The following is a 6743-nucleotide window of genomic DNA, read 5'->3' on the forward strand; positions in this document are numbered from 1 at the left end:
CCCCGCCAGCTCCACGAACTCACGCGACAACCGCTCGATCGTCGCGGGCAGGAACCGATTGCTGTCGTACTTGAAGTTCAGTGCAAATGTGGCGCCGCTCTCGACGACTTCGAGCGCCAGCGCGTAATAGCCTTCCTGATGAAAACCGTCGAGCGGCTCGATCCGCAGCTTTTCCGCGAACGCCTTGCGCAGGCGCTGCGTGTTCGACATGCCGTCGCTCTCGTACTCGTACGCGACCTGGAAGACCGGCTCGCGCTCGCCGTGGCGCGACAGGTCGAGATCGCGCACCAAGCGCGCAAACGGGTAGTGCGCGTGATCCAGATCGTCCGACAGCGCGCTCTGCAGCTGCCGGATCCATGTGTCGAATGCGCTGGAGGGATCGACCGCGCCGCGCACGGCGACCATGTTGGCGAACAGGCCGACGACCCGCTCGAATCCCGGCTCAGGCCTTCCCAGCGTCGGCACGCCGACGACGATGTCCGACGCGCCGGTGAATCGATGCAGCAACAGTTTGTACAGGCCGAGGAACATCGCACTGGGGCTGATCTTCAGGCGGACGCAGACCGCGCGCACGCGTGCGGCGAGATCGGCCGCGAGGAGTTCCGAATGTGTGCGGCCGTCGATCCGCGTCTGCGCCGCCGGGCCGTGATCGGAAGGCAGCGGCAGATGCGGCGGCGCACCCGCGAGGCGACCCATCCAGTATTCGCGATCCGCGGCGCTACGCGCGCCGGAGAGATACTCGCTCTCCCATTCGACGAAGTCGCGATAGCGGGCCGCCTGCACCGCAGGTTCGACGACCACGCCATCGCGCAACGCCTGGTACGTGCCGAACAGGGTCGACAACAGCGGCTCGACGCTCGCACCGTCGAATACGAGGTGATGCGTGACGAGCAGCACGATGTGGTCGCGCTCGCCCTTCGACAGCAGGTGCAGCGTGGCCAGGGGGCCGCCGTCGAGACGGATCGGCCGCTTCAGCACCGCGCGCAGATGCGCGTCGATGGCGGCGTCAGACCAGTCCGACGCATCGTGCTGCTCGAACGGCAGCGTGCGCGCCGCCGTGACGTGCTGAGACAGCTTGCCGCCCTCGGCGCGCACCGTGGCACGCAGGCTCGGATGCTCGAGCAGCGTTACCGCCCACGCGCTACGCAAGTGCTGCACATCGACGCGACCCCGCATGCGGAAGCCGACCGGTACGTTGTAGGCCGCGTTGGCGTCACGCTCGAGCAGCCACAGGCCGCGCTGCGCTTCGGACAGCGCGTAGCGCTCGCTGGCGTTGAGCGCGGCCAGCCGCTCGACCATCTGTTGCGTCGTGAACAGACCGCTCTGGTAAGCCAGCAGCAGATCTCGCCTCATGGCAAGGATTCCTCATTGAGCATTGCTTCGATCACGTCGATGGACGTGCTTCCGTCACGGAACGCGGCAAGCGCGTCCTGGAGCCGCGTCGCGTCGCCCGGTTCCGGCTCCGCTACGCGATCGGCCCACTTCTCGCCGGGACCGGACGAATCGGTCGCGACACGTGCGGGCGGCGCAATGAGCAATGTCTCGATCGCGGCTATGGACGATCGTCCGTCAGGTGACGCGGAATACGCATCCCGGAGCCGCGTCGCGTCGGCATGTTGCGACACCTCCGCGCGATCGGTCCGCGTCGTGTCCGCGCTGGACGAACCGGTCGCCGCACGTGCGAGCGGCGCGAGCTGCGCAATGTACTCCGCGAGCGCACCCACGCTGTCGTAATCGAACAGCACGCGACCGGGCAGCGACACGGAGTAGCGCGTGTCCAGTTCGCGCAGCAGGCGCCGAGAGATGATGGAGTCGACACCGTAGTTGCCGAACGGCTGGTCGACATCGATCTCGCCCGGCTCCACGCCGGTCAGCCCGGCCAGCACGCCAAGCGTGACCGCAGTGATCGCGCCGACCGGATCGGACGGATCGTCGGACGTGTGTGCCGCAGCGGGCGCGGCCGGATCGAAGCCGCCGGCGAGAGCGCCCAAGGCGCCGGGACGCGTGGTCCGCACGAACGCCAGTTGTGTCGCCTCGCCGCCAAGCAGATCTTCCAGCACCTGCATCCCCTCGGCCGGCTCGATCGAGGCGAAGCCTTCCACCGCCATCAGACGGCGGTATCGATCGGACGACGCAGCGCCCACGCCGCCCCAGAAACCCCAGTTCACCACCTTGACCGGCGACTGCAGGGCGAGGCGCTGCGCGAAAGCATCCTTGAACGCACAGCCTGCGGCGTAGTTGCTCTGCCCGACGCTGCGCGCATAGCTCTGCATCGACGAGAAGAACAGCACGAAATCCTGGCAGCGCGGCGCGAAGACTTGCGCAAGCCGCACGCTGACGTCGACCTTCGCCGCGATGGAGGTGCGGAACGTCGCTTCGTCCATGCGTTCGAGGCTCTGGTCCTGCACGGCGACGGCCGAGTGGATCACGCCATGGATGACGCCGTGATGCTGCTCGATCTGCCGGCAGACCCGTTCGAGCGCATCGCGGTCGGTGGCGTCGGCGCAGCAGTACTGCGGTGCAGGACCGAAGCGCGAAAGCGCCTGCAGTTTCTGCTCGATGTCCGCGTCAGGCGCCCGGCGGCCGATCCACCACACCTGTGCCGCGTAGTTGCGCAGCAGGTACTCGGTCAGCACGACACCCAGGCCGCCGGCACCGCCGACGATCACGTAGACGCCGCCGTGCCGGTACGCGGTGTTCCGGCTCCGCACGTTGCAGGGCGCCAGGCGCAGCACATGCCAATGCATTCCGCGGTACGCATAGGAATTGCCGTCTGCATGGGGCGGCAGCGCGAAGGCAGCGGCAATCGGACATGCGCCGTCGAGCGGCAGGTCGACGCAGCGCACGCGCCAGTTCGGATATTCCTTCGCGACGCTGCCCATGAGGCCGTGCACGCCGGCGTGCGCCGGCTCGACGGCTTCGCCGGGCTGCACGAGCTGGGTCTGCCACGTGACCACCGTCAGGCCGAGGGAGCGATCGGCGTAGCCGTGCTCGAGCAAGGCCTTGACCAGCCGGAACGCGGCGAGTACGCCGCAGTCCTGCCCGGCAATGAGGCGGTCGTCGTCGATGCCGTGAGCGGAAGCCGGCGCGATCCAGACGACATGATCGATATCCGGCATTGCCTGCAGGCGCGCGGCGATTTCCGCCACCGACGCTGTCGTCGCGGGCATCGTGTCGAGTTGCGGCAGGTGTTCGCGCAGTTCGCGCTCGTGTTGCGGCGTCGCCCCGACGACGAGTACGCGTGCCGCGTGTGTCGGCCAGCTCGCGTCGGCGCGATCGTGCAGGACCTCCCAGCGAGGCGCCAGGGTGAGCGCACCGACATCGCCGCGGTGCGGCGGGGTTTCGTCCCATGCACGCTCGGCGCCGTCGCGACGGGGCGGGGCATCCACGGGCTGCGTCGCCACCCAGTACCGCTGGCGCGCGAACGGGTAGGTTGGCAGCGGCACGCGGCCGTTGCCGTTGCCGTCGAACAACCGCTCGAACTTCAGCGCGTAACCCTGCACGTACATGTCCGCCAGCACGCCCAGCTTCTGCCGGTACTCGTCCACCGGCAGCGCCAGTCCCCTGCAGGCCGCGATGCATTCCTCGCCAACTGCCGTCAATCCGGCGCGTGCGCGGCTGGCCTTCTCGCGGACCGCGCCGACGTATACCGTCTCGCCGGCCGTGCCGGCGAGCCAGCTCGCCAGCAGCGCACAGAGTTCCTGCACATCCTTGACCACACACGCCAGGCGGTGCGCGAAGTGCTTGCGACCACGCAGTAGCGTATAGCTCACGTCGCCGCAGTCCAGTTTGTGCGTCTGCAGGTGCGCCTGCAGGCGCTGCGCCTGCTCGCGCAACTGCGCTTCCGTGCGCGCCGACAGCACGATCAGCTGGCCCGGCCGCGCGGCCGGCAGCGACCCGCGCTCCGGCGCCTGCTCGATCACCACGTGGGCGTTGGTTCCGCTGAAGCCGAAGGAGCTGACCGCGGCGCGGCGTGCGCCGCCGGCCGGCACGTCCCAGGGCCGCAGCTGCGTGTTCACGTAGAACGGACTGCCGGCGAAGTCGATGTGGCTGTTGCCGTTGTCGAAATGGATCGACGCCGGTATCTGCCGATGCTGCAGCGACAGCAGCACCTTGATCACGCCGGCCACGCCGGCGGCCGTTGCGGTATGCCCCAGGTTGGTCTTGATCGAACCGATCGCACAGTACTGGCGCTGCGCGGTATAGCGCCGGAACGCCTGGGTCAGCGCCTGGAATTCGATCGGGTCACCGAGCTTGGTCCCGGTGCCATGCGCTTCCACCAGCTGGATCTGTGACGGATCGATGCCGAAGGTGTCGTACACCTCGCATTCCAGCCGCTCCTGCGCGAGCGCGCTGGGTGCGGTGATGCCGTTGGTCGCGCCGTCCTGGTTGATGCCGCTGCCGCGCACCACGCCGTGGATGTGGTCGCGGGCCGCCAGCGCATCGGACAGACGCTTGAGCACCAGCACGCCCACGCCCTCGCCGACGACGAAGCCGTCCGCGCGATCGTCGAAGGTGTAGCAGCGGCCGCTTGCCGACAGCATGCCGGCGCGTGCGCCCCAGAGCTGGAACGTCGGCGTCGACTGGATGAAGACGCCGCCGGCCAGGGCGAGATCGATCTCGCCGGCACGCAGGGCCTGGCTCGCCACGTGCAATGCGACCAGCGAACTCGAACACGCCGTGTCGATCGCCAGCGCCGGACCGTGCAGGTCCAGGAAATACGCGATGCGCGCCGGCGTGATCGACCCGGCGTTGCCCCAGAACGCCTGTGGCGGTACGTCGCCGCTCAGCAACGTGTTGTAGTCGCCGTTGGCGCAGCCCACATAGACGCCGCAGCGGTACTGCTCGATCACGTCGCCGACATAGCCGGCATCTTCCAGCGCCTTCCACGACGCTTCCAGGAACAGCCGCTGCTGCGGGTCCATGTAGGTCGCTTCGACGGCGGAGATGTTGAAGAACAGCGCGTCGAACCGGTCCATGTCGGCGACGGCCCCGGGACGCAGGGTCGAACCCTCGCTCTCCTCGAGCAGATCGGTGCCGCGTGCCAGGTGCTCCCACAGCTGCGCCGCGTCTTCCGAACGCGGATAGCGCGCACTCAGGCCGACGATGGCGATCGGCTCCGGCCGTCCCACAGGAACGTTGAGCACCGGCGCGAACGGGGCCGCAGGGGAAGTCGTCCACCCCAGCGGCGGCGCGATCGCGGCGGGCTCGTCGCCGCGACCGTCATCCGCCGGCACAGCCGTATCGTCGTCCGCCAGCCGATGCACGGCCAGGATGTGCGCAGCAAGCTTCGCCACCGTGCGGTAATCGAACAGCACGGTCGCCCGCAGCTCGATCCCCAGCCGCTCGGCGATCAGCCGCACCGCGTTCACCCCGAGAATCGAATCCAGGCCGTAGTCGGCGAACGGTTCGTCCACGTCCACCCGATCCGGCGACAGCTTCAGCGTCACCGCGATCGCCTCGGCAATGGTTCTGCGCACCTGCGCTTCACGCTGCTCGTCGACCGCCCGGCCTTCACTGCGCCGCACCGCCGTCGACACGCGCGCCGTCACCGTGTGCAGCGACGTCGCCGCTGCCACGCGAATCATGCCGTCGCTCTGCCCCACCACCACCTGCTGGCCCAGCCCATGCGCCGCCTGCGCCGGGAACTGCACCGCGCGGAACCCCTCGCCTTCCATCACCCGCTGCCACGACGCCGGCGACAACGCCGGCGTGCCGGCTATGCGCACCGCCTCGTCCTCGAACCGCCACCAGCCGTCCAGCAGTCCGAACGTCAGATGCGTATACAGGCTGAACTGGCTGATCTCGTTGAGCACCAGCAGCCCACCGCTCCTGAGCAGCGCCTTCGCGTGGCGCAGCGTCACGCCCATGTCGCGCGTCGCATGCAGCACATTGGCCGCAATCACGATGTCGTAGCTGCCCGGCACGATCGCCTGGCCTTCCAGCGCCTGCTCCACGTTGAACAGCTCGCAGCGAAGGTACGGCACCTGGGCGCCGAAGCGCTCCTGCGCATGCATCAGGAACGAACGCGAAATATCGGTGTACGCATATTCCTCGATCGACGCCGCCTGCGAGCGCAGACGCTCGAATACCACCTGGCTCGTGCCGCCCGTGCCCGCACCGATCTCGAGGATCCGCACGCGACACTGCGGATCACGCTGCCGCTCACGTTCGATCCCCGCCGCAACCACCTGGGCCACCACGCCGTTGTAGTAGTCCGCCAGCGTGTTGCGGCCGTACACACCTTCGAGCCGGCTCATGCCCGAATCCGGGAACACGATCTCCGTCGCCAGGCGACGCCCGTCCAATATCTCCGGCAATGCGGCCAGGGTCGCTTCGATCAGGCCGGTCTGCGCAGCCAGGTCCGCATCCGTGCGACAGCGCTCGCACCAGGCCTGCCACGACGCATCCACCGCCGCCGCATCGAGCGGCGCCCGCGCACCCGGCACCAGCCCTTCCGGCGTTTCGGCCAGCATCTGCGCCGCCACCAGCAGCGTCAGGCTCTGTCCGATCCATCGCGTATACAGCGGACGAACACCGCGCGACACGCGCCACCGCTCGATCGCCTCGGCCCACGGCTGCGCAATGGGCGTCCCGAACAATCCCATCCGCTGCAACTGCACATAGAGCACCTGCAACTGCTGCTGCTCGACGGCTGCCCGCTCGGCCTGCGCCTGCGCATTCGTCACCGCGTCCGGCAGCGGCGGCGCCTCGGCCGCAACGAACGCGGCCGCACCGTCACC

General features: G+C 68.7%; 2 protein-coding genes. Both read right to left on the reverse strand.

Annotation, left to right across the window (positions count from 1 at the left end; all coding sequences use genetic code 11):
- The coding region (locus RUU78_RS15385) for a condensation domain-containing protein (RefSeq protein WP_313918132.1) at nucleotides 1-1353 on the reverse strand (1353 nt) is incomplete at its 3' end.
- Nucleotides 1350-6743 (reverse strand): SDR family NAD(P)-dependent oxidoreductase (locus tag RUU78_RS15390; RefSeq protein WP_313918134.1); only part of this gene is annotated, 5394 nt, incomplete at its 5' end. The genes RUU78_RS15390 and RUU78_RS15385, both read right to left, overlap by 4 nt.

Origin of the sequence: Tahibacter sp. (assembly GCF_032229445.1) — a bacterium.
Lineage (GTDB): Bacteria > Pseudomonadota > Gammaproteobacteria > Xanthomonadales > Rhodanobacteraceae > Tahibacter.